Raw genomic sequence first — 22,161 nt, 5'->3', positions numbered from 1 at the left:
TTATAAAGATTACATAAAACAATTTTTATATTTAAAACATTGTTTCCGACTTGAAACGTAACAAATTATTTAAAATTTATTAATCAATTGATTTTAAGGTTTATTTTTACTTTGACAAAAATTAATCAAGAGGATTATGCTTAGCTTGTGTTTTGAAAATCAAATTATGTTTTGTATATAAAACAAAATGAGGACGCAAGGTATGAGTTGGATCTCAGTTTGTCAGCAGGGTGACGTTAGCGAAGATGAGCCGAAAGCCGTCGAAGTTGAAGGGAAAAAAATTGGTGTTTTTTTTGTCGATGAAAATTACTTCGCTATCGAAAATGTTTGCCCTCATGCGTATGCCTTATTAACGGAAGGATTTATCGAAGATCAAACTGTGGAATGTCCATTGCACGAAGCAATTTTTGACATTCAGACAGGTGAGCTAAAAAGTGGACCCGGGTGTAGAAACCTATGTACGTACCCAGTTCGTGTTGAAGGACAGGATATTCAAATTCAACTCTAGTCCTCACATGTACAAGGAAGCAGAACAATGAAGACATTTAATGAAAAGTTGGCAAGCTGGATTCATGCAACGCCGGCAACCGAAGCAGGTATCAACAATATTCAAGTTCCAGGTCAATCTGAATTGTTGGTTTGGCAAACACGTTATAAAGAACCGACTCTCTACGAACAAGACTTTGTAAAGAACTTGATTCAGGCATTTTCTGCGGGCGCAACAGAATTAGATGAGGTTGTTTCTGCACTTAATCAACAGGGTTTCCGCTCTGAATCTGGTGATGAATGGACTTCTGAGAGCTTTACAGAAGAAATGCAACGTTTAGGTTATTGATTCAGGGAAGAATAAAATGAACGCAATCGTATCAACTTCACAAAGCGCTGAAGAATATTTAGAACTTGGTTTACGTGACCAATGGCATCCGGTTTTAGCAAGTTGGGAAGTCGCTGCTAATCCGGTTGGGATTACCCGTTTAGGTGAAAACATTGTGGTTTGGCGTGATGCCGAAGGTCAGGTTCATGCGCTTGAAGATCGCTGTCCACATCGCGGTGCTCGTCTTTCACTCGGCTGGAACTTGGGGGATCGAGTTGCTTGCTGGTATCACGGTGTTGAAGTTCGTGCTGATGGTGTGGTTGCTGATGTGCCAGCCGTTCATGAATGCCCAATGACTGGAACCAAGTGTTTAAAGAGCTATCCGGTCATTGAACAGCATGGTGCAATCTTCATCTGGTTTGGTATCGATGCAAATGAACAACCTGCACCGCTTGAGTTCCCAGAACAACTGGCAAGCGAAGAGTGGAGTTCATTCCTTTGCCAAGCAGACTGGAAAGTAAACCATCAATATGCCATTGATAACGTCATGGACCCAATGCACGGTACATATTTGCACTGTACTTCACATTCAATGGCAGAAGGTGAACGTACCGCAGAGATGAAACACCGCACAACTGAAAATGGTTTTGTTTTTGAAAAAGAAGGCCAAACAGGTGTGAACTTTGACTGGGTTGAATATGGTTCGACTGGTGCAAGTTGGTTACGTCTTTCAATTCCTTACCGTAAACAGTTTGGTCCGGGTGGTGAATTTTGGATTGTGGGTTACGCAACGCCAATTGATGCTAACAATACCCGTGTATTTTTCTGGCGCTGCCGTAAGGTGAGTGGTTGGCAACGTAATGTATGGCGCTTCTTATATCGCAATCATTTAGAACAGTTGCATTGGGATGTATTGGAACAAGACCGAATTATTTTAGAAAACCTTGCGCCAAATGCGCGTGCACGAGAATTCTTATATCAACACGATGTAGGGCTTGCACGTTTACGCCGTTTAATGAAAAAAGAAGCTGAAAAGCAATTAAAGAAAATTGCTGCGCTAAATGCATCAAACCGTATCGAGATGCAGGAAGAAGCTCATGGCTAATGTAGCGTTGTTGCAAGGCAAAAAAGTTTTAGTGACTGGTGCTGCACGTGGTTTAGGGCGGGATTTCGCTCAAGCCATTGCTGAGGCAGGCGCTGAAGTTGTAATGGCAGATATTTTGTCTGACTTGGTGCAACAAGAAGCGCAAGCGTTACAGCAACAAGGGCTAAACGTTCATGCAGTAACAGTTGACCTTGCCAATGCAGACTCTATTGAAAATGCGGTTGCAAAAAGCGTGGAAGTATTACAAGGACTAGATGGCCTTGTGAACTGTGCAGCGCTTGCAACCAATGTCGGTGGAAAAAATATGATTGATTACGATCCTGAACTTTGGGATCGGGTCATGAATATTAATGTGAAAGGTACATGGTTAATTACAAAAGCTTGTATTCCACATTTAAAACAATCGACTGCTGGCAAGATTATTAATGTTGCGTCAGATACAGCACTTTGGGGTGCACCGAACTTGATGGCTTATGTGGCAAGTAAAGGTGCAATTCTTGCCATGACACGTTCAATGGCAAGAGAGTTGGGACAGTTCAATATCTGTGTCAATACCTTGTCACCAGGCCTTACTCTGGTTGAAGCAACCGAGTATGTGCCACAGGAACGTCATGATTTATATGTCAACGGAAGAGCGATTCAACGTCAGCAACTTCCACAAGATTTAAATGGAACAGCATTGTATCTACTGTCGGATTTGTCCTCTTTTGTGACAGGTCAAAATATTCCGGTCAATGGCGGTTTTGTCTTTAACTAAGGAGTAATCAAATGATTACAGGGATTGAGATTTTAAAGTTTGGAGTTGAAGATAGAGCCGCTTCAAACAAGTTTTTGGCAGATTTTGGTTTAAGCCAAAGTAGTTCGGATATTGAAGGCGCAGATTTATACCAGACTCAAAACGGCAGCAAGATTTATCTATTTAATTGTGATGATGACCGTTTGCCTGCTGCCATTGAACAAGGTTCAACTTTACGTGAAGTCACTTGGGGCGTTGATAGTCTTCAAGACCTAGAAGACTTAGCTGTACGTTTGGCCGATGTAGACGGTTTTAAACGTTCTGAAAATACAGTTCAGTGTCTTGACCCAAATGGCATGACCATTCGTTTTGAACAAAGTTTTGTTAAGGAAGTACCTGAACTTAAAACGGAAGGCATTAACCAATACGGCAATATTCAGCGTGTTAATGCAGCAAGTCCTGTTTATGAAAAAGGTCAACCTGTTGCGATTGGACATGTGGTGTTTTTCACACCGGATTTAGCAACTACTGAAAACTTCTATATTGAAAAAGTAGGCTTTCATTTATCTGATGCTTACAAAAATCGCGGTGCATTCTTACGTTGCCGCGGTGAAGGTTATCACCACGATTTATTCTTACTTAGCGTTCCAAATAAACCTGCGGGCCTAAATCACGTTGCATTTGTTGTTCGTGATATTCATGAGGTGATTGGAGGCGGCTTACATATGAACCGTTCAGAGTGGTCAACCTTTATTGGACCGGGACGTCATCCAATTTCTTCTGCTTATTTCTGGTACGTCAACTCACCATTGGGTGGTGCATTTGAATATTACACCAACGATGATTATTTGACCGAAGAATGGCAGCCACGTGTAGAAGAACATCGTCTAGAGCTTTTCACCGAGTGGGCGATTGAAGGTGGTCTTGATGACAAAACCCGCCGTCAGGTAAAGCCTGTGTAACAGGCATTGCTTTACAAGGAAGAAAGGCTATGGAAAAGATTGTAATTGTAGGGGCGGGGCAGGCTGCAGGTTGGGCAGTTAGTACCTTACGTCAAAATGGATATGTGGGTGAAATTCATGTGGTCTCAAATGAAGATCAGGTGTTTTATGAGCGTCCGCCACTGTCTAAGCAAGTACTTTCAAAAGAAGCAAGTTATGAAAGTTTGAATCTGTTCTCTCCAGAACAGGTTCAAGAGTTCAACATTCAATGGCACAAACCGGAAATTGCAACAAAAGTCGATCGCGAGCAAAAGCAGGTTCATTTAGAAGGTGGTCAGATTTTGCCGTATGACAAATTGTTGATTGCAACAGGAAGCCGCGCCCGTGTACCCGTCAATACATGGCAGTTCATTCCAAATGTTGTGACTTTACGAAATGTACGTGACTGTGAACGTCTGGCTGAAATTTTAAAGAATGCAAAAAATGTGGCTGTGATTGGCGGTGGCTGGATTGGTTTGGAAATCGCTGCAACTGCACGTAAGCAAGGCAAAGATGTTCATATTTTTGAATATGGCGACCGCTTATGTGCAAGAAGTGTGAGTCCGGAAGTTTCTGCATTTTTAAAAAATATGCATGAGGCTCAAGGCACAAAAATTCATTTAGACAGCAAGAGCCTTCACTTAGTGGAAGCACCAGATCAAAAAGTTGAAGTGGTGAACCATCCTCAACATAGCCAGTTATTTGATTGTGTTGTAGTGGGTGCAGGTGCCGAAATTGCTAAAGAGTTAGGCGTACACGCAGGGCTCGATGTGAAAGATGGCATTGTAGTGAATTGTTTTGGACAAACCTCGGATCAAGACATTTATGCCGCAGGTGATGTCGCGATTCATCCGGGCTTGGGCTATTGCATTCAGTCTTGGGCAAATGCACAAAATCAGGCGATTGCAGCTGCGAAATCAATGCTCGGAATTGAAACTGAATATACCGATATTCCTTGGCTTTGGTCTGATCAATATCACTTTAATATCCAGATTTTAGGCACGTATCAACCTGAAAAAACCAAAGAAGTGGTGATTCGCCAAGGTGGTGAAGATCAGGTGAGCTATTTATATCTGGACCATGAAAATCGCTTGCTGAATATGATTGCCATTAATGACTCGAAGTTAATCAAACTGGCAAAGCGTTGGATGCAAGCCAATACCGTTTTAGATCCAAAATTATTAGCAGATGCTGAATTTAATGTCATGAAGTTAAAACCGTAAACATTAAATCTGGTTCTCATTACCAAATCGAAGGAATGACACATGAGTAATGAAGAAAAAAGTGGATTAAAGCATTGGGTACCTGCTTTTGTCCTTATGGTGTGTGTAGTACTGGCATTTTTCGACAAGATCAGTATTGCGGTTTTATTTTCAGACCCACATTTTCAAAGCTCGATGGGAATTGCTGAAGATAAAGCCAAGCTCGGATGGCTCATGACAAGTTTTTTACTTGCTTATGGTTTTTCATCAGTCTTTCTAAGCTTTTTAGGCGACATTTTTAACCCAAAGAAAATGCTGTTCTGGAGTGTGACCTCTTGGGGCTTACTCATGCTTTGCATGGGCTTTACCACCAGCTACTCAGGCATGTTGATTTTACGGGTTCTACTCGGTTTGGCAGAAGGTCCGCTATTTGCTTTGGCGTACACCATTGTTAAGCAGACTTATACAGACCGTCAGCAGGCACGTGCCTCAACCATGTTCTTACTGGGTACACCGATTGGTGCATTCCTTGGGTTCCCAATTACGGCAGCCGTTTTGGCACACCACGACTGGCACACCACTTTTTTTGTGATGGCTGCGCTCACACTCATTGCAATTTTAAGCATTGTTTTTGGTCTGCGTAACTTGCAGCTCAAGAAAACTGTTGAGCTTGAAGGTGAAAGTAAACGTACTAACTTCAAAGGCCATATCGCCAACACCAAAGTACTTGTGAGCAATAGCGCGTTCTGGTTGGTGTGCTTATTCAATATTGCCTTAATGACTTATTTGTGGGGCCTAAACAGTTGGGTTCCTTCTTATCTCATGCAAGACAAAGGATTCAACCTCAAAGAGTTTGGGGTGTATTCAAGCTTTCCATTCATTGCCATGTTAATTGGCGAAGTGGTTGGTGCGTTTTTATCTGACAAATTAGGCCGTCGCGCAATTCAAGTATTTAGCGGTTTATTACTCGCGGGCATCTTCATGTATGTGATGGTCATTATGACTGAGCCATTATTGATTATTGCTGCTATGTCTTTAAGTGCTATGGCATGGGGCTTTGGAGTGGCTGCGGTATTTGCTCTGCTTGCCCGAGTAACCACCTCAAATGTAGGTGCGACAGCGGGTGGAATATTTAACGGTTTAGGCAATTTTGCAAGTGCAATTGCACCTGTACTGATCGGTTACATCGTGATGCAAACACATAGTTTTAATTTGGGAATTACCTTCTTGGCTGCAGTCGCTGTCATTGGGTCGTTGTTCTTGGTTCCTCTTTTAAAACGTTATTAATTCACTGTATAGGAGTTTAAAAAATGACTACACAACAATTCGAATCGTGGAAACAGCCGGAAGGCGCTTCTTTAGAAGATTGGTTAAACACACGTATTGCTCGCTTTGAGACTCGTAAATATGACTTTGAGGCTTTGAAGTTCCAAGCCGATTACGACCCGAAATATCGTCGTGCTCAAATGCGCTATATGGGAACGGGTGCAACTGGTGTTGCAAATGACAGCAACACTGTACCTGCAGAGAACTTTACGTTTTCGACTATGGTGCTACCACCACAGTGTGAAGGTCCTTTGCACATTCACCACGACGTTGAAGAAGTTTTCTTTATGCTCCGCGGCGAAATTGATTTGTTTATTGAGCACAACGGCGAGAAATTCCAGACCCGTTTAAAAGAGCGTGACCTGATTTCAATTCCACCGGGGATCTACCGTGGTTTGTTTAACCCAGGTCAAGAAGACGCCTTGATGTGCGTGATGTTGGGAACAGGTAAACCAACAATTCCTAACTATCCACCAGAGCATCCATTGTCTCAAATCAAACGTTAATTGTTTGATGAAGTGAATGAAAGGAAAGAATTAAAAATGATGACACTCATTGAAAAGTTAGCAGAATTTCCGGTGAAAACGGTCAATGTTCAAGGCCAGCAGCAAGCTTATCGGGAAGCTGGTCAGGGCGAATACCTTGTGCTGTTGCATGGCATCAGTTCCGGTTCTGCTTCATGGGTAAACCAACTTGAAGTGCTGTCTCATCATTTTCATGTCATTGCCTGGGACGCACCGGGCTATGGCAAATCAGATGAACTTTTAACGGATCAACCGAATGCGACCGACTACGCAAAGCGTTTGGCAGCGTTGTTCGATGCTTTAAAAATTGAAAAAGCAATAGTGGTGGGACACTCCTTAGGTGCCTTACAGGGCAGTGCATTTGCTGCACTTTACCCAGAGCGAGTGAAACACTTGGTGGTCGCTAACTTGGCGCAAGGCTACCAACGCCACGATGAACAGACACAAATTCAGGTTTTTGAAAAAAGACCAAAAATGTTGAAAGAACTCGGTGCTAAAGGAATGGCCCAAAGCCGTGGACCTCATTTGATTTATAAACAAGAGCCACAAGCCTTAGCTTTAGTTTCAGAAGTGATGCAGCAGTTGACCTTACAAGGTTTCACACATGCATCGTACTTACTGGCATATGACGAAATACGTAATTATTTAACCGATTTAAAAGTCCCATGCACAGTGATTGCAGGGCAGCAAGATCAAATCACTCCTGCGTTAGGTATACAAGAGCTTGCTCAGGAATTGCAGTTGGAACAGCGCTTCGTCATAGAAGATGCAGGACATTTAAGTTATGTCGACCAACCGCAAGCATTTAACCAAATTATGTTGACGATTCAGGAACAATCGTAAGAGAGATTAAGGATTATGAGCTTCCAAGTTGAAGGAAAAGTTGCAGTTGTTACCGGTGGCTCATCTGGGATTGGGCTGGCTGCTGTTGAAATACTAGTTGCAGAGGGTGCAAAAGTTGCTTGGTGTGGTCGCGATGAAGAACGTTTAAATGCTTCTAAGCACTATATTTTAGAAAAATTTCCACATGCCAATATTTTTACTAAAGCATGTAATGTTTTGAAAAAAGAAGAAGTTCAGCAATTTGCCAAAGAGGTCAAACTCAATTTGGGCAATGTAGACATGCTCATTAACAATGCTGGACAAGGCCGTGTTTCAAATTTTGAAAATACGCAAGATGAAGACTGGATGAAAGAGATTGAGCTGAAATATTTCAGTGTTTTACATCCGGTACGGGCTTTTCTTGACGACTTAAAACAGTCGGCAAATGCCTCAATTACCAATGTGAATTCGTTACTGGCATTGCAACCGGAACCACACATGATTGCGACTTCATCTGCACGCGCTGCACTGTTGAATTTAACTCATTCATTGGCGCATGAGTTTACTCAATATGGGGTCCGCGTTAACTCGATTTTACTCGGAATGGTTGAATCTGCGCAGTGGAAACGTCGTTATGAAACCCGTTCAGATTTAAATCTGTCATGGGAAGAGTGGACCGGCAATATCGCAAAAAATCGTGGCATTCCTATGCAGCGTTTAGGCCGCCCAGAAGAGCCAGCACGTGCTTTAGTTTTCTTGGCATCACCATTGGCATCTTACACCACAGGTTCGGCAATAGATGTCTCAGGTGGTTTTAACAAACATTTATAAATATCAGGTGCTGTCATGAAAAAGTTGATGATGATTGGTTTTGGCGCAATGGCAGCAGAAGTGTATGCCCACTTGCCTCAAGATCTGCAACTCAAGTGGATTGTAGTGCCATCTCGCAGCATTGAAAAAGTGCAGTCACAAGTCTCTTCTGACATTCAAGTGATTTCAGATATTGAGCAATGTGATGGTACCCCAGACTATGTCATTGAAGTGGCAGGTCAAGCAGCAGTAAAAGAGCATGCTCAAAAAGTTTTAGCGAAAGGTTGGACCATTGGTCTGATTTCGGTGGGTACTTTGGCTGATAGCGAGTTTTTGGTTCAGCTTAAACAAACTGCCGAAAAAAATGATGCCCATCTGCATTTACTGGCAGGGGCTATCGCAGGTATTGACGGTATTTCTGCGGCCAAAGAAGGTGGCTTGCAAAAGGTCACTTATAAAGGCTGTAAAAGTCCAAAAAGCTGGAAGGGTAGTTATGCAGAGCAATTGGTCGATTTAGACCATGTTTCAGAACCTACGGTTTTTTTTACTGGAACTGCCCGTGAAGCTGCCATGAAATTTCCGGCCAATGCCAACGTTGCAGCAACCATTGCACTTGCAGGGCTTGGAATGGATGAAACCATGGTTGAGTTAACTGTTGATCCAACTATCAACAAGAACAAACACACCATTGTGGCGGAAGGTGGCTTTGGACAAATGACCATTGAACTGGTGGGTGTGCCGCTGCCAAGTAACCCGAAAACATCAACTTTGGCTGCGCTTAGCGTGATTCGTGCTTGTCGCAACAGTGTAGAAGCAATACAGATTTAAGAAGGATTTGATCATGGCAAAGGAAATTTATATTGCGGGTGAATGGCGATTAGGCCGTGGTGCAGTCATTCAAAGCCTGTTTCCGGCAGATCAGTCGGTAAACGCTGAGCTTTCAACAGCAACGCTTGAAGATGTAAATGAAGCAATTGAAAAAGCGGATCAGGCTTGGCGTCAACCGAGCTGGAGAAACAGCTTGCCGCATGAGCGCGCACGTATTCTCTACAAAGTTGCAGACATTATTGAAGCGCGTGTAGATGAATTATCAAAACTACAAACCCGCGATAATGGTAAGCCTTTAACCGAAACTCGTGGCTTGGTGATGAGTGCTGCGGCAACGGCACGTTATGTTGCAGCTGCATGTGAAACACTAAATGATGAGCTCACCACTCAACGTGCTCCAGACTTTATGACCATGAGTGTGCATGAACCTGTAGGGGTTGTGGCAGCTATTACTCCTTGGAACTCTCCAATTGCGAGTGAAGTTCAAAAGCTTGCTCCAGCTTTGGCAGCAGGAAATGCCGTAGTGTTAAAACCAGCAGAAGCAACTTCACTCATTGCTTTAGAGCTTGCCAAAATTTTTGAAGAGGCTGGTTTACCAAAAGGCTTACTTAGTGTGTTAGTGGGGCGTGGTTCTATCATTGGTGACGCAATTGCTCAGCACCCATTGGTTCGTAAAATTTCTTTTACAGGTGGAACAACCACGGGTCGTCATTTGGCACATATTGCCGCTGACAAACTGATTACCACTTCGCTTGAGTTAGGTGGTAAGTCACCAACCATCGTTTTACCGGATGCAGATGTCGAACTGGCGGCTAAAGGTGTGGCTTACGGTATTTTTAGCTCGGCAGGCCAAGCGTGTATTGCAGGTTCTCGCTTGTTTATTCATAGTAGTCTTTACGATCAGTTTTTAACGCGTTTGGTTGAAATTACCAAAGGCTTACGTGTGGGCCATCCGGAACAGGCAGGCGTGCATTTAGGACCACTGGTCAATGACAAACATTTGCAGTCAGTTGACCGCTATGTGCAACTTGCTAAACGCGAAGGTGGTCAGGTTCTGATTGGTGGTGAGGCACTTACGACTGGTGACTATGCCAAAGGAAGCTATTACTTACCGACCATTATCACGGGCTTAAATAACAGTGCTCAAACCTGTCAGGAAGAAATTTTTGGCCCTGTTTTAGTCGTTATGAAATACGACAACGAGCAAGATTTAATTGCCCAAGCCAATGACAGTTGTTTTGGTCTTGCCGCAGGTATTTGGACTGAAAGCTATCGCAAAGCTTGGCGCATCGCACGTGCCTTAGAAGTAGGAACGGTATGGATTAATACCTACAAAAAATTCTCGATTAGTGCACCGTTTGGTGGCTTTAAAGACAGTGGGATCGGGCGCGAAAAAGGCCGTTTGGGCATTTTATCGTACATGCAACAAAAGAGTATTTATATGGGGCTGAATGAACAGCCTAACCCTTGGTGCGATTAATAAATTCAAGGACTGAAAACAAATTTTGAGGAACAGACATGACTGAACGTGTAAATGTAGGCGAAGCAATCGCAAGAGTTTTAGAAGCGCACCAAGTTGATAGTATTTATGGTGTTATTTCCATCCACAATTTACCTATTGCCGATGCGGTAGGGCGCCGTGAAAAAATGCGCTTTGTTGCAGCACGTGGTGAAGCGGGTGCGGTTACTATGGCAGATGCACACTCACGCTTTAAAGGCTTAGGTGTAGCGTTGACCAGTACAGGTGCTGGCGCTGGTAATGCAGTGGGTTCACTGATTGAAGCAATGAATGCGGGTAGCCCTGTATTGCATTTAACGGGTCAAGTTGAGCGTGAATATCTCGACCGTGATGCAAGCTTCATCCATGAAACCAAAGACCAACTTACATTCTTGCGCGCATCAAGCAAAGCAGCGTTCCGTATCACCAGTCCAGACAATGCTGTTGGCGTGATTCGTGAAGCTATTCGTGTTGCAACCACAGTTCCAATGGGACCTGTCAGTGTTGAATTACCCATTGATGTACAAGCAGCAGAAATTGATTTACCACTTAATCTTGGGCCAGTGAAAGCACTTGAATTGCCACAGGCAGAGCAAGCTGAAATTGATCTTCTTGTAAGCGAGATCAAAAAAGCAAAACGCCCGATTTTCTGGATTGGTGGTGGAACTTTAAATAGCATTGCCGAAGTTAAAGCAATTGCAGATTTAGGTATTCCGGTTGTTTCATCGACTCATGCTCGTGGGGTGTTGCCAGATGACCATCCACGTAGCTTAGGTGCGTTCCATAACTCTGCAGGTGTTGAGCAGTTATTAAAAGATGCCGACCTGATGGTGGTAGTGGGTTCTCGTTTACGTAGTAATGAAACAAAAACTTATTCGGTTGAATTCTCTGAAAACATTATTCAGGTGGATGCCAACCCAGTGGCTCAGCAACGTAATTACAAAATCCGCAACTTCATTTGTGGCGATGCTAAAGATGTCTTAACACGTGTGTTAGAACAGCTTCAAGGAACTTCAAAAGTTGATGCCGATTACGATGCTGCTGTAGTAGCTGCTAAACAAGCTGCGATTGATGCACTGCGTAAACAAATCGACCAATACGCTTTAATTTGTGATCACTTACGTGCAGCTTTACCTCAAGACGGCATTTTTGTACGTGACATCACCATGTCGGGTAGTACATGGGGCAGTCGTTTATTCCCGGTACAAGCGCCAAACCAAAACATCCACTCACTTGCGGGTGCAATTGGTTTAGGCCTTGCAACAGCAATCGGTGCTTCGATTGCTAACCCTGATAAAAAAGTAATTGGTTTAGTCGGTGATGGCGGCTTAATGCTGGGTATTGGTGAAATTGCAACTATGGTGCAAGAAAACACCAATATGGTCCTAATGATTATGAATGACGGTGGTTATGGTGTAATGCGTGGCATTCAAAATAACTACTTTGGTGGTCGTCAGTATTTTAATGAATTGCATACACCTGACTATAAACTCCTTGGTGAATCAATGGGTGTGAAAAGCTGGAAAGTCGGTAGTGCAGATGAGTTTAAAACGGTTATTCAAGAGGCTGTTGCTTTTGAAGGACCAACTGTAATCGAACTCGATATGAACTCGATTGGACCATTAAACTTCGCGGGTCCACCGCAAAAGAAACTGTATTAACCAGTTTGGATGGTTTAGTACATATGCGATGGGAGCTGCTAAGCCATCCTTTTTTTAGATAAATTTTTTTGTCTAAAAAACAATAAAAACGAAGTTTTACAGGTAAAACAAATAAAGTTCCAGCAGGACGCTGGAACTCAATCAAGGATGTAGAGATGAAAAAGACTTCATTGATCATGGCATTCATTGCACCGCTTACGCTGGGGGTAAGCGTCAATGCATTTGCAAAAGACTCATTGCTTGAATGGAAAAGTGATGATGGCACGGATTCATTAAAGTTAGGTGGGGTGGTTCGGTTAAATCAACGTTATGAAGATTGGGAAGGGCCAAACCGCGGTTTCGGTAAGCTCTATTTTGATATTTTCAGGGTAGATCTCAAAGGTAAGTTTGATGATGCCTATATCAACGCCAGCTATCTATTTCAAGACCAACAGAAAACATCCATTGAAAAAGCGTACGTGGGCTATAACCTAGATGCCAATAACAGCATTGAAGCGGGTTTGGTTTATAAACCATTTACGATTTATCCCTATCCGCAAAATGGCTGGACCTATCATATTCCATTCTTTTTAGGATATGGCAATAACATTGCACCAGGGATCAACTGGAATTATCACAACAAAGATTGGGATGTAAAACTCGGTTATTATCCGCAAATGTTAGAAACCAACTTGCGTTATTCACCTGAAAGTGCAACTTATGATGACTTGCAAGAAAATGCATTTCCATCTCAAAAAGCTTATCAGAATGAAAAACGTCATCAGTTTAATACCCGCATTGTGCGCAAGTTAGAAACTGATTTCGGTAAGCAAGAGTTTGGTGTCTCGGGTGCAATCGCTCAGCTACATAACAAAGTGACCGATAAAGACGGTAAATATTATGCAGTCGGTTTGCATACCGAAAACAACTACAAACGCTTTAACTTACAAAGTTCGGTCATTCATTATCAATACGATGCTAAAAATCCGGATGGTGTAAATAGTGACATGACTTTAATGGGCAATAATGGTTTTACACCTGCTTATTTTATTGCTTCGGAAGGAACCATTGCCAGTTTAAACCTTGCTTATACGTTGCCTGTGACCAATATGGGCAAGCTAAAAGCCATTAAGTTTTATAATGATTATAGTTATCTCGATAAAAAACGTGATGATTGGTCAGACTCGCAAATGAACACTACAGGGATGATGTTTATTGCTTCACCATTTATGGTTTGGGCAGATTATACCTGGGGTAAAAACTCTAACATTATTGGTGGGGCAACCAACTCAACAGGGTATACCTCTGCAACCTCGCCAAACAGCGATAAATGGCTATACCGTATTAACTTTAATATCGGCTTTACTTTCTAAAGTAATCGCAATAAAAAACCACGCAATCGGCGTGGTTTTTTATTTAATAAGTGAAAAATTTTTAATACCTGTTTTTTTCAAACTTATTCCAAAACACAAAGGCAGTTACAAAGGCCAAAATAGTCAGCGCGAAAATATAATACATCGCACCAATATCACTATATTGACTGAGCCAATGTACTAAAGGCAATGTCATACCACCAACAATTGCATATGACAAATTATAAGAAAATGAAATGCCCGAGAAGCGAACAGGCGCGGGGAACATTTTAACCATACTGCTCGATACCATGCCGACAGTACCAGAGCATAGACCCAACAACATATATAAACCAAAAATGGTTGAATGTGCCGCGTGCCCCAAACTGTTATAAAAAACTGCCGCTGTAAGTGCCACGGCAAGCGCACCGACCATCATGACTTTGCCACAGCCAAAACGGTCAGCAAAATAGCCTGCTAAAATACAGCCCACCATTTGCATGACAATGGCTGCACTTTGCATTTCAAAAGTCTGTGCGCGCTCAAAGCCAAATGAACCAATCAACAAATTTGGCATGGCTAAAATCACCACCACCACACATCCCGTTAAAAACCATGTAAATAACATGCCAATTGCAACGGCTGTTTTATGCGTTTTTAAGACTTGTTTTACAGGCATTTCTTTAGAAATTTCTTTACGGGCCTGCATGGCTTTAAACACAGGGGTTTCTTTCAAATACGTTCTTAAATAAAGTGCAACGAGTCCAAAAATACCACCCACAATGAAAGGAATACGCCACGCCCAGTCATGGATTTGTCCTTCACTAAAATTAAGTGAAATCCATAAAGACATGAGCGCACCTAGTAAAATTCCTAAAGACAGTCCGGCAGTTAATAAACCATTTGCTAGTCCGATTTTTCTTTCAGGCACGTGTTCAGATACAAAGGTCCATGCAGCTGGAATTTCACCCCCAATTGCAATCCCTTGCACCACACGCATGAGCAATAAAAGTAGCGGTGCCAAATATCCAATATTTTCAAAAGTGGGCAAAATCCCGATAAACAGGGTAGGCAGCGCCATCAGCAAAATAGAAAGCGAAAATAGTTTTTTACGCCCCACCAAATCACCAAAATGGGCCATGACAACCCCGCCTAAGGGCCTAAAAAAATAACCTGCTGCAAAAATGCCGTAAGTATTGAGCATGGCCCAAAACGGACTAAGCGTGCTTGGGAAAAAGAGGTCGGAAATGATTTTGGCGTAAAACACATAAATCACAAAATCGTAAAACTCTAAAGCTCCACCCAATGAAGAAAGGGCAAGAGTTCGTTTATCTTCTTTATTAAGATAGTTCGCGTCCTGCAAAGTTAATTCCTGATCCATTTTTTACTTAATTGTTGTAATTGAAGTTTGGATATTAATGGAAAAGTGAAATAAAAGTAAATGGAGGAAATTTGTTCTATAGGGCAACGCCGAATGGACTTACTCAGATCAAAAAGCTTTAAAACAAAAAACACTTTAGATAAAACAAAAACAGATGTAGGAATGACTTTTCTTTTGGGCCGTTCAGCGACACAATAAAACTAGTCATAGCCAGTTTAATAAGAGATTCAAAGGATGAGTGTGGTTTTACCTGTCGCAAAGCGTGGTGAAGATATTTTAAAACTAATTGCGGCTCCTGTTTCGGCAAATGAGTTAAACAGTAATTGGCTTTATCAGCTTGCTGATGCTATGCATGCAACTATGCTTGAGCGCAATGGAGTGGGGATTGCTGCACCGCAAGTTTATATCTCTAAACGCATTATTATTGTGGCTTCTCGACCAAATCCACGCTATCCGGATGCGCCTGAAATGAATGCTGTGGTCATGGTAAATCCAGAAATTTTAGAATTTTCGAGTGAAACGTGTTTGGGCGAAGAAGACTGCTTAAGTGTACCGGATGAGCGTGGACAAGTTGAACGTGCAGAAATGGTTAAGGTGAAATACTTAACACTTCAGGGTGAAGCAGTTGAAACAATTTTTCACGGTTTTCCTGCTCGTATTGTTCAACACGAGGTCGATCATTTAAATGGAATCTTGTTTGTAGAAAGAATAAGCTAATCTTCAGTTTAAAGTTTTGAAAAACCTATAATGAGCTTGAAATAAATAAGAGAACAGAATTAAAATATTTATATCGTGATTTTTAACTCATTACAAAAGATATAATTTTAATATTATCAGCAGGTTGTGCTGAAATTTTGCGCGATGTTGTAAATCTCCTCATTTAAGGTTACTGACCATGAAAACCCCTCTCCCAGATTATTTGGCAAATGTTATAGAAGCCTGTGACATCGATAACAGCGGTCATCTCGCCGATTATATTCCTGAGTTGGCCAATGCAAACCCAAATCGATTAGCTTTAGCAATGTCTACGGTAGATGGTGAAATTTATTCGGTCGGCGATGATGATGTTGAATTCACCATACAATCGATTTCTAAACCTTTTGTGTATGCTTACGTTTTACAACAACTTGGCATTGATGCAGTTCTTGCGAAAGTAGGGGTAGAGCCTTCGGGGGAAGCCTTCAATGAAATCTCCTTGGGTAAAGATGGTCGTCCAAAAAACCCGATGATTAACTCTGGCGCAATTACTGTACATTCCTTGATTCAGGTCAAACATGGTTTGCATAGTGCAGAAATTCTACGCCGTTTTATGAGCGAGCTTGCTGGTCGCGAATTAAGTTTTGATGAGTCTGTTTATGATTCGGAAGTCAAAACAGCCTACCGTAATCTTTCGATCGGTTATATGTTGCGAACGGTGGGAATTTTAGAAACTGACCCAGTCGATATTGTGAATGGGTACATTCGTCAATGTGCGATCATGGTTACAGTTAAAGATCTGGTACGTATGGGCAGTGTACTTGCCAATGGTGGGGTTGACCCTAAAACTGGAAAACGCCTCTTGAACCGATCTGTAGTGAGACAAGTGCTCAGTGTCATGATGAGCTGTGGTATGTATGATGCCGCGGGTGACTGGCTTTCAACTGTCGGTATTCCTGCTAAAAGTGGTGTAGCAGGCGGTATTTTGGGTGTGCTGCCGGGTCAAGTTAGTATTGCTGCTTTTTCACCTCGACTAGATGAGCACGGTCATAGTGTTCGAGGAATTGATATTTTAGAGCGATTATCTCGTGACATGGGATTACATCTCATGGAAGGTACGCCTTCTGCACAAACGATTGTACAAAGTCATTACCGTACAGGAAAAGATGCATCATTGAGTGTGTATGTACTTCGAGGGGTATTGAAATTTACCGAAGCTGAAATGTTGTTGCGTATTTTACAAGACGAGACCACTGACCAAAGCACAATCGTGATTGATTTAACCCAGATTTCACTTATCCACGATGTGGGTAAACGTATGTTCTTAGAAGGTGTAGATCGTCTGATTGATGATGGCCATACTCTTGTTTTAGTCGATCCTGAACAACGATTAGATCATGCAAGAACAGCTAAAGATCGAGAACTTCATGTTTATCATGATTTCGATGATTTGCTTGAAAAGCATGAGATCCCTGCAAAAAAAAAGACTTATAGCGACATCGCAGCACTTCTAAACTGCTGAGGTGTTTTACCTAGATGTCGCTTAAACATCGCACTGAACGCGCTGGGGTTGGTATACCCCAGTGACTCTGAAATTTGAGCAATAGATTCGCCATTCGCAATTTTACTCAAGGCAAGTGCAATATGCATTTGCTGTACCCATGCCCGATAAGATAGCCCCGTTTCTTTCTGGAACATACGCATTAAAGTTCTAGAACTCGCGCCAATATCATCAGCCCAATCTGTTAAATCTCTTGAATGGTTAGGCGTATGTAATAACTCTTGGCAAATTTTTAAGAGTCTTTTGTCTTTCGGCCACGGTATCTGGATAGGCAATAAATTGGCTCGCTGTATTTCTTCAAAAATCAAAATTTGTAAAGAGCGGGAAAGCTCTTGAGAGGTCGCTGTATTTGAAGTGTCCTCTCGTTCAATTTCATTTAAACGTATTAAGAGTTCATGCAGCAGGTTACTGACTCGAATAATAAAGCAATGTTGTCCCATTAGTGCGGCTGCATTTACTTCAACCAATGCCGTATTTAACTTAACGTGACTCAGTGAAATCACACTGTGCTCTACATTTGCCGGAATCCATAACGCACACATGGGTGGCACAATCCACACATGATTAGGTGTAAACACCTGAATGTTGCCAGTGGACGCATATAAAAACTGAGCACGTGTATGCGTGTGGGTAGGCGTGATTTCTCGGTAAGAATGCTCAGAAGATAGCCCAATTACCAGTTCAGACAAATCGGACTGAATAAGAGAATCGGACATAAACTATCCTAAAAATTGTCACTTATACGATGATTATTGGAAGATAACTTTATAAGCGACAATTTACAATAAGCATCTCATTTAAAAATATTGGAGTTTTTCAGGTATGACGTCTTCAATACAATTGAAAGATGGTATTGCCAATACCGTTGCAAATGATCAGCCTCAAGGAATGATTATTAAAATTGTAGGCGCCGTGGCGGTTGCACATTTACTGAACGATTTAATTCAGGCAGTGCTACCAGCCATCTATCCAATGCTAAAAGCAAACTTTTCGCTGAGTTTTGCGGAGGTTGGCCTGATTTCGTTTGTATATCAAATTACAGGTTCGCTGCTACAGCCTTGGATTGGACTTTATACCGATAAACATCCAAAACCGTATCTTCTCCCACTTGGAATGGTCGTCACATTCTGCGGCATTATCTTGTTGGCATTTTCACCAAGTTTTGCTGTGTTGTTATGTGCATCTGCACTGATTGGGGTAGGGTCTGCCACCTTTCATCCAGAAGCTTCGCGTGTGGCGCGTATGGCATCGGGTGGGCGCTTCGGTACAGCTCAGTCGACTTTCCAAGTGGGCGGAAATACAGGTACTGCGATTGGTCCATTATTAGCAGCATTATTAATTGTTCCATTTGGGCAGCATGCAGTTGCGGGCTTGGTGATATTTGCACTTTTAGCGATTTGGGTTTTATTTGGTGTAAGCCGCTGGACAGTAAACCATGCTAAAAGTCAGGTGGTTACACGTGCTACGCAAGCACATACCAAATTGCATGGCCGTAAGCTCATTATCGCCTTGGGCACAATTAGTGTATTAATGTTTGCTAAATTTACTTACATTGCCAGCATTAGTAACTATTTTACTTTTTATTTAATTCAAAAGTTCCATATCAGCATTCAAACAGCTCAATTACACTTATTTGCCTTTTTGGCAGCTGTGGCTGTAGGTACATTTGCGGGTGGCCCAATTGGCGATAAGATCGGCCGTAAAGCTGTGATCTGGGTTTCATTTGTTGGCATGGCGCCGTTTGCATTAATGATGCCGTATGCAAACTTGTTTTGGACGACGGTTTTCTCAATTATTGCAGGTTTGGTGTTGTCATCTGCTTTTGCAGCGATGGTGGTTTATGCACAAGAAGCTGTTCCGGGCCGTGTAGGCATGATTGCAGGTTTAATGTTTGGCCTTATGTTTGGGGTAAGTGGTATTGCCGCAGCGGGGCTAGGGCATTTAGCGGATATTAACGGCATTGAATGGGTATTTGGTTTATGTTCATTGTTGCCATTACTTGGTTTTGCAACAGCACTTTTACCAAACACAAAAGTTAAATAAATGAAAAGACTCTCAGCCATATTCAGCTGAGAGTCTTTTTAATATGAACATAGCCTCATTAGAAAGACTATTTTTGAACACCAAACTTAAATACGGTAACACTGTTATAAGTTTGATTTGGGTTTAAACGTGTAGACGGGAAAGCCGGTTGATTCGGGCTGTCTGGAAAATGCTGTGTTTCTAATGCTAGTGCGTCTGCTTGTCGATAGAGTACGCCATTTGCGCCAACAATATTTCCTAATAAATGATTGGCTGTATACATTTGGACACTTGGTTCAGTCGTTAAGACTTGCATGGTCCGTTTAGATTTTGGATCAACTACAACAGCCGCAAGATTGAGTTTCCCTTGAGACTTTTGATTAATTACCCAAGTTTGGTCATAGCCATATCCATAGGCCAATTGCTGATTATTTGCTCGAATATCTTTTACGATTGCTTTAGGCGTTCGAAAATCAAAAGGCGTACCTGCAACTGAAGCAATTTCACCTGTTGGTAAAGAGTTTTGATCGGTTACCAATATACGGTCTGCATTGAGTTGTACCACATGATCTAGCACGCCATAAGGATTGTTCCCAGCGCCTGATAAGTTGAAATAACTGTGGTTGGTAAGGTTGACGACTGTAGGCTGATCAGTTTTGGCTTTATATTCAATCTTAAATTCATTTTGATCTGAAAGACTGTAGATTACTTCCACATCTAATTTTCCGGGAAAACCTTGATCTCCATTTGGACTGGTTAACTTCAGAGAAGCTTTAACAGTTTCACCTTTAGAAACGAGGGGTTTAACTTGCCAAACACGTTTATCAAAACCAGGATTGCCGCTATGTAATGAGTTCGGGCCATTATTTTTTTCAAGGTTATACGTTTTTCCATCTAAGCTAAATTTAGCATTGCCAATCCGGTTCGCATAACGACCAATTAATCCGCCAAAATGAATGCCTTCCTTGGTATCAGTGACTTCATAGCCTTTTAAGTCATCAAAGCCCAAAACGATATTATTTTGTTTGCCTTGGGCATCGGGAGTCAAAATTTGTGTAATTACACCACCGAAGCTAATAAAAGATACCGAGACTCCATTGTTATTACTCATGGTGTATAGATCAACTTTTTGGCCATTTTGAGTCGTACCATATGGTTTTACATTTAACGTTGCTGCATTTGCCAGTTGTGCAAAGCTATAAACCGTAACACCTAAAATTGCTAATTTTTTCATGCTTATACTCTATTTTGTAATAGTAAGACTGGATGAATATAAGATTGATTTTTCATCTTTTTAAAGAGGTTTTTATTATATATAGTGTTAATAATAATCGATCAGTTAATGCTGAGTAGTGAACAGTCGATACCATTTAGGGTTATAAACAAATTAATTTTATTAGCAAACTTCAGCAGTAAGCTATTTTTATGAATCATCCTAATTCAATTTTAAAATTTTCACTTGATCTAAATAGTCTCTCATTTGATGTAGACAGCCAACATATTCACCTTGAGCAGGGCTTAGGTTTTATTAATTCAAAAAGTATTAGCAATGGTGTTATTGATGAGCTTGCGATTGAAAAGATGATTTATTTCATTGAAGAAATCATCGAGTCAAAGCCACTCAGAAATTTAAAGATAAGTGGTATAGCTGTTACGTCTGATGCTGCTATGACACACCTCAGTCAGTTATTTTTTAGTGCTAAAAAGCAAATCAGCCGTACTGAGCTTGAGCATGGATTTAATGATTTTATTGAGCGTTTGAGTTACTACACGAATCAAGTAGCCCCAGATCAACTTTATGTTTTTACCTACTTTGTATTTATTCGAGAGATGATGCATCACTTACGTGTTGAGGAAATTCAGATCCTTTAAGAAATGATTTCTCAGCCTGCCAATTCATCATGAATCCAGTTTAAAAATAACTCAATTTTAGGAATAAATTGGTGGGTTCGTGGATATACCAAGTGATGAGCAGAGATAGGAATCGATAGCTCATCTGCAAAAACTCTAACCAACTTTCCAGATTCTAAGTAATTTTGAGTGAGTAAATTACTTTCTAAAACAAAACCTAGCCCGTGTGTGGCTGCCTCAAGTGACATATAAGAGCGGTCAAAACTCAAAGTGTAGGGAAATTCAGGAATGCTTAAACCCTGATGGGCAAACCATTGGGGCCAAGTCACTAAGGTTGAGCGCGATAAAATCAGATCTTTCTTTAATAAATCTTGAGGTTTATGCACAGGACTACGTTCCAGTAGCTTAGGGGACGCAAGCACTTCAAGCTTTTCATTACGAATGGTTCTGATTTCTACCCCTGTCCAGTTGGGTAAACCATGACGAATATCAATATCGATCTTATCGCGGGTAAAGTGCAAATTTTCATATGAACACGATAGGTTAACCTGAATCATGGGGAACTTTTCTTTAAATGATTCAAGGCGAGGGAGCAACCAAAGTAAACCAAAACTTGGGGATGAATGAATATATAAACTGTCTTTAGGGCTTTTATCGGCAGCTTTTTCTGTGGCTAACATCAGATTATGCAAAATGGTGGTGACATCTTGAAAATAGCGTTCACCTGAAGGAGTAAGTGTCACACCACGGGCACCACGAATAAATAAACTCTGCCCAATCATTTCTTCAAGCTTAGCAATTTGGTGACTCACTGCCGAAGGGGTGAGATTCAAATGCTCGGCTGCCTTAGCAACATTGCCAAAACGGGCGGTTTGTTCAAAAGCCTGTAATGTTTTAATTGAGGGCATTTGGTTGAAATTGTTTTCACTACTATCCATGAAATGATCCGGTTTTATCCCTAAAACTTATTTAAAAATAGCATAGGCATGAATTTTTTTCATGTCTTGTTGAAT

At 41.6% G+C, this 22,161-nt stretch carries 22 protein-coding genes; 18 read left to right on the top strand and 4 right to left on the bottom strand.

What is annotated here, in order from left to right:
• The first annotated feature begins 202 nt into the window (after positions 1-202).
• The 14 genes from G9371_RS08625 (at position 203) to G9371_RS08560 (ending at position 13,658) form a co-directional block, all read left to right on the top strand.
• Positions 203-508: a non-heme iron oxygenase ferredoxin subunit gene (locus G9371_RS08625; RefSeq protein ID WP_000118514.1), complete on the top strand. Its 306-nt coding sequence runs from the start codon at positions 203-205 to the stop codon at positions 506-508.
• 27 nt (positions 509-535) lie between these two features.
• A complete protein-coding gene (locus G9371_RS08620) occupies positions 536-835 on the top strand; it encodes a recombinase-like helix-turn-helix domain-containing protein (protein ID WP_000847097.1) in 300 nt (99 codons plus the stop codon).
• A gap of 16 nt (positions 836-851) precedes the next feature.
• Entirely contained in the window at positions 852-1,919 is a 1,068-nt protein-coding gene (locus tag G9371_RS08615) for an aromatic ring-hydroxylating oxygenase subunit alpha (RefSeq protein ID WP_000991783.1), read from the top strand.
• The gene (locus tag G9371_RS08610) at positions 1,912-2,676 is read left to right on the top strand and encodes an SDR family oxidoreductase (protein ID WP_029423946.1); all 765 of its coding nucleotides are present in this window, start codon (positions 1,912-1,914) and stop codon (positions 2,674-2,676) included. The genes G9371_RS08615 and G9371_RS08610 overlap by 8 nt, the downstream gene beginning before the upstream one ends.
• Before the next feature lie 11 nt (positions 2,677-2,687).
• Positions 2,688-3,617, top strand: a complete 930-nt coding sequence (locus tag G9371_RS08605; RefSeq protein ID WP_029423945.1) for a VOC family protein — start codon at positions 2,688-2,690, stop codon at positions 3,615-3,617.
• Between the two features lie 29 nt (positions 3,618-3,646).
• Entirely contained in the window at positions 3,647-4,858 is a 1,212-nt protein-coding gene (locus tag G9371_RS08600; protein WP_029423944.1) for an NAD(P)/FAD-dependent oxidoreductase, read from the top strand.
• Between the two features lie 42 nt (positions 4,859-4,900).
• A complete protein-coding gene (locus G9371_RS08595) occupies positions 4,901-6,124 on the top strand; it encodes an MFS transporter (protein ID WP_000064049.1) in 1,224 nt (407 codons plus the stop codon).
• A 23-nt stretch (positions 6,125-6,147) separates the two neighbouring features.
• Entirely contained in the window at positions 6,148-6,669 is a 522-nt protein-coding gene (locus G9371_RS08590) for a cupin domain-containing protein (RefSeq protein ID WP_000211626.1), read from the top strand.
• 36 nt (positions 6,670-6,705) lie between these two features.
• Complete coding sequence (locus tag G9371_RS08585) at positions 6,706-7,530, top strand: alpha/beta fold hydrolase (RefSeq protein ID WP_000988612.1); 825 nt, start codon at positions 6,706-6,708, stop codon at positions 7,528-7,530.
• A 15-nt stretch (positions 7,531-7,545) separates the two neighbouring features.
• Entirely contained in the window at positions 7,546-8,340 is a 795-nt protein-coding gene (locus tag G9371_RS08580) for an SDR family oxidoreductase (RefSeq protein ID WP_000009973.1), read from the top strand.
• A 15-nt stretch (positions 8,341-8,355) separates the two neighbouring features.
• Entirely contained in the window at positions 8,356-9,147 is a 792-nt protein-coding gene (locus G9371_RS08575; RefSeq protein WP_000735778.1) for an aspartate dehydrogenase, read from the top strand.
• A gap of 13 nt (positions 9,148-9,160) precedes the next feature.
• On the top strand, positions 9,161-10,627 hold the full coding sequence (locus G9371_RS08570) for an aldehyde dehydrogenase (RefSeq protein ID WP_001040556.1): 1,467 nt from the start codon (positions 9,161-9,163) through the stop codon (positions 10,625-10,627).
• Between the two features lie 38 nt (positions 10,628-10,665).
• Entirely contained in the window at positions 10,666-12,306 is a 1,641-nt protein-coding gene (locus G9371_RS08565) for a thiamine pyrophosphate-binding protein (RefSeq protein WP_000140224.1), read from the top strand.
• A gap of 155 nt (positions 12,307-12,461) precedes the next feature.
• The gene (locus tag G9371_RS08560) at positions 12,462-13,658 is read left to right on the top strand and encodes a hypothetical protein (RefSeq protein ID WP_000753770.1); all 1,197 of its coding nucleotides are present in this window, start codon (positions 12,462-12,464) and stop codon (positions 13,656-13,658) included.
• 61 nt (positions 13,659-13,719) lie between these two features.
• Here G9371_RS08560 and G9371_RS08555 read toward each other — a convergent pair whose 3' ends face one another.
• Positions 13,720-15,018 (bottom strand): MFS transporter, encoded by a 1,299-nt coding sequence (locus tag G9371_RS08555; protein ID WP_000371873.1) that lies wholly within the window; start codon positions 15,016-15,018, stop codon positions 13,720-13,722.
• A gap of 234 nt (positions 15,019-15,252) precedes the next feature.
• Here G9371_RS08555 and def point away from each other — a divergent pair, with 234 nt between their 5' ends.
• Complete coding sequence (def, locus tag G9371_RS08550) at positions 15,253-15,735, top strand: peptide deformylase (protein WP_165471265.1); 483 nt, start codon at positions 15,253-15,255, stop codon at positions 15,733-15,735.
• Between the two features lie 178 nt (positions 15,736-15,913).
• On the top strand, positions 15,914-17,236 hold the full coding sequence (locus G9371_RS08545; RefSeq protein WP_000856712.1) for a glutaminase: 1,323 nt from the start codon (positions 15,914-15,916) through the stop codon (positions 17,234-17,236).
• On the opposite strand, the gene G9371_RS08540 is transcribed toward G9371_RS08545, so the two are convergent.
• Complete coding sequence (locus G9371_RS08540; RefSeq protein WP_017816065.1) at positions 17,203-17,991, bottom strand: AraC family transcriptional regulator; 789 nt, start codon at positions 17,989-17,991, stop codon at positions 17,203-17,205. The two genes, G9371_RS08545 and G9371_RS08540, sit on opposite strands and share 34 nt — an antisense overlap.
• 106 nt (positions 17,992-18,097) lie before the next feature.
• On the opposite strand from G9371_RS08540, the gene G9371_RS08535 reads away from it, so the two are divergent.
• Positions 18,098-19,318 (top strand): MFS transporter, encoded by a 1,221-nt coding sequence (locus tag G9371_RS08535; RefSeq protein ID WP_000204249.1) that lies wholly within the window; start codon positions 18,098-18,100, stop codon positions 19,316-19,318.
• Positions 19,319-19,385: 67 nt separating this feature from the next.
• Here G9371_RS08535 and G9371_RS08530 read toward each other — a convergent pair whose 3' ends face one another.
• Positions 19,386-20,531 (bottom strand): aldose epimerase family protein, encoded by a 1,146-nt coding sequence (locus tag G9371_RS08530; protein ID WP_029423943.1) that lies wholly within the window; start codon positions 20,529-20,531, stop codon positions 19,386-19,388.
• 191 nt (positions 20,532-20,722) lie between these two features.
• Between G9371_RS08530 and G9371_RS08525 the strand changes: the two genes are divergently transcribed.
• Entirely contained in the window at positions 20,723-21,169 is a 447-nt protein-coding gene (locus tag G9371_RS08525; protein WP_029423942.1) for a hypothetical protein, read from the top strand.
• An 11-nt stretch (positions 21,170-21,180) separates the two neighbouring features.
• On the opposite strand, the gene G9371_RS08520 is transcribed toward G9371_RS08525, so the two are convergent.
• A complete protein-coding gene (locus tag G9371_RS08520; protein WP_081311117.1) occupies positions 21,181-22,056 on the bottom strand; it encodes a LysR substrate-binding domain-containing protein in 876 nt (291 codons plus the stop codon).
• Positions 22,057-22,161: the final 105 nt, after the last annotated feature.

It is taken from the genome of Acinetobacter sp. EKM10A, assembly GCF_011075215.1.
Lineage (GTDB): Bacteria > Pseudomonadota > Gammaproteobacteria > Pseudomonadales > Moraxellaceae > Acinetobacter > Acinetobacter baumannii.
The sequence above is the reverse complement of the archived record's forward strand: the minus strand, read 5'-3'. Positions and strand labels throughout refer to the sequence as shown.

Bases quoted from the DNA above. Each gene is read 5' to 3' on its own strand.
- G9371_RS08600 (WP_029423944.1), top strand. From the start codon at position 3,647: ATGGAAAAGATTGTAATTGTAGGGGCGGGGCAGGCTGCAGGTTGGGCA.
- G9371_RS08590 (WP_000211626.1), top strand. From the start codon at position 6,148: ATGACTACACAACAATTCGAATCGTGGAAACAGCCGGAAGGCGCTTCT.
- G9371_RS08530 (WP_029423943.1), bottom strand. From the start codon at position 20,531: ATGAAAAAATTAGCAATTTTAGGTGTTACGGTTTATAGCTTTGCACAA.
- G9371_RS08560 (WP_000753770.1), top strand. From the start codon at position 12,462: ATGAAAAAGACTTCATTGATCATGGCATTCATTGCACCGCTTACGCTG.
- G9371_RS08555 (WP_000371873.1), bottom strand. From the start codon at position 15,018: ATGGATCAGGAATTAACTTTGCAGGACGCGAACTATCTTAATAAAGAA.
- G9371_RS08570 (WP_001040556.1), top strand. From the start codon at position 9,161: ATGGCAAAGGAAATTTATATTGCGGGTGAATGGCGATTAGGCCGTGGT.
- G9371_RS08620 (WP_000847097.1), top strand. From the start codon at position 536: ATGAAGACATTTAATGAAAAGTTGGCAAGCTGGATTCATGCAACGCCG.
- G9371_RS08625 (WP_000118514.1), top strand. From the start codon at position 203: ATGAGTTGGATCTCAGTTTGTCAGCAGGGTGACGTTAGCGAAGATGAG.
- G9371_RS08575 (WP_000735778.1), top strand. From the start codon at position 8,356: ATGAAAAAGTTGATGATGATTGGTTTTGGCGCAATGGCAGCAGAAGTG.
- G9371_RS08535 (WP_000204249.1), top strand. From the start codon at position 18,098: ATGACGTCTTCAATACAATTGAAAGATGGTATTGCCAATACCGTTGCA.
- G9371_RS08615 (WP_000991783.1), top strand. From the start codon at position 852: ATGAACGCAATCGTATCAACTTCACAAAGCGCTGAAGAATATTTAGAA.
- G9371_RS08605 (WP_029423945.1), top strand. From the start codon at position 2,688: ATGATTACAGGGATTGAGATTTTAAAGTTTGGAGTTGAAGATAGAGCC.
- G9371_RS08610 (WP_029423946.1), top strand. From the start codon at position 1,912: ATGGCTAATGTAGCGTTGTTGCAAGGCAAAAAAGTTTTAGTGACTGGT.
- G9371_RS08525 (WP_029423942.1), top strand. From the start codon at position 20,723: ATGAATCATCCTAATTCAATTTTAAAATTTTCACTTGATCTAAATAGT.
- G9371_RS08585 (WP_000988612.1), top strand. From the start codon at position 6,706: ATGATGACACTCATTGAAAAGTTAGCAGAATTTCCGGTGAAAACGGTC.
- def (WP_165471265.1), top strand. From the start codon at position 15,253: ATGAGTGTGGTTTTACCTGTCGCAAAGCGTGGTGAAGATATTTTAAAA.
- G9371_RS08545 (WP_000856712.1), top strand. From the start codon at position 15,914: ATGAAAACCCCTCTCCCAGATTATTTGGCAAATGTTATAGAAGCCTGT.
- G9371_RS08565 (WP_000140224.1), top strand. From the start codon at position 10,666: ATGACTGAACGTGTAAATGTAGGCGAAGCAATCGCAAGAGTTTTAGAA.
- G9371_RS08540 (WP_017816065.1), bottom strand. From the start codon at position 17,991: ATGTCCGATTCTCTTATTCAGTCCGATTTGTCTGAACTGGTAATTGGG.
- G9371_RS08580 (WP_000009973.1), top strand. From the start codon at position 7,546: ATGAGCTTCCAAGTTGAAGGAAAAGTTGCAGTTGTTACCGGTGGCTCA.
- G9371_RS08595 (WP_000064049.1), top strand. From the start codon at position 4,901: ATGAGTAATGAAGAAAAAAGTGGATTAAAGCATTGGGTACCTGCTTTT.
- G9371_RS08520 (WP_081311117.1), bottom strand. From the start codon at position 22,056: ATGCCCTCAATTAAAACATTACAGGCTTTTGAACAAACCGCCCGTTTT.